The organism is Paracoccus onubensis (assembly GCF_003591515.1).
GTDB lineage: Bacteria > Pseudomonadota > Alphaproteobacteria > Rhodobacterales > Rhodobacteraceae > Paracoccus > Paracoccus onubensis.
Map to the genome: position 1 here is coordinate 1 of NZ_QZCG01000040.1, position 582 is coordinate 582.

2 protein-coding genes and 1 tRNA gene are annotated in these 582 nt (G+C 51.0%); 1 reads left to right on the forward strand and 2 read right to left on the reverse strand.

The features are described 5' to 3' along the window. Positions 1-49: 49 nt before the first annotated feature. Positions 50-126, forward strand: a tRNA-Met gene (locus D3P04_RS23030). A 76-nt stretch (positions 127-202) separates the two neighbouring features. Here the strand turns inward: D3P04_RS23030 and D3P04_RS23905 are convergent. Further along, on the reverse strand, positions 203-331 hold the full coding sequence (locus tag D3P04_RS23905; RefSeq protein WP_269902634.1) for a hypothetical protein: 129 nt from the start codon (positions 329-331) through the stop codon (positions 203-205). A 103-nt stretch (positions 332-434) separates the two neighbouring features. Continuing rightward, on the reverse strand, positions 435-582 hold a 148-nt coding region (locus D3P04_RS23040), incomplete at its 5' end, for a transposase (protein ID WP_147391988.1).

Sequence of the window (582 nt, forward strand, 5' to 3'; positions counted from 1 at the left end):
TCTCTGAAACGATGAAAACAAGCAACGCAGACAAAAGCGCTGCAACCGGCGCGGGGTAGAGCAGCCCGGTAGCTCGTCAGGCTCATAACCTGAAGGTCGTAGGTTCAAATCCTACCCCCGCAACCAAAAAATCTACAATGAAAACAATATCTTAAGGCTCCTTCGGGAGGCTGTCTGCATTTACGCCCAAAACGCCCCGGAATCAAATCGGAAGCATCCGATTGGGATCGGCTGCGATGGTCATCACCGTTTCCGCCGAGGCCTTGAACAGCAGGCCATAAATCGCCTTCTTGTTCCAATATGCCCCGAAACTAACGCGTTTTACGTCCATTACATCAATAACCCTTGCATCTTTGCATGCCAGTATCAGAACAATCACGGCATGTGCGAAAGGTGGAGCCATCTGTTGCCAAAGCGAAATATTGATGACTAGGTCATGTTGACAAATGACGGAACCAGAGGCGGATCGACGTGATGTCAATGAAGCCTAGAAAGCTTTCCGCCGTCTTGTCGTAGCGGGTCGCGACACGCCTGGCGTTCTTGAGCTTGTTGAAGCAGCGTTCGACCAGATTACGCAGGCAA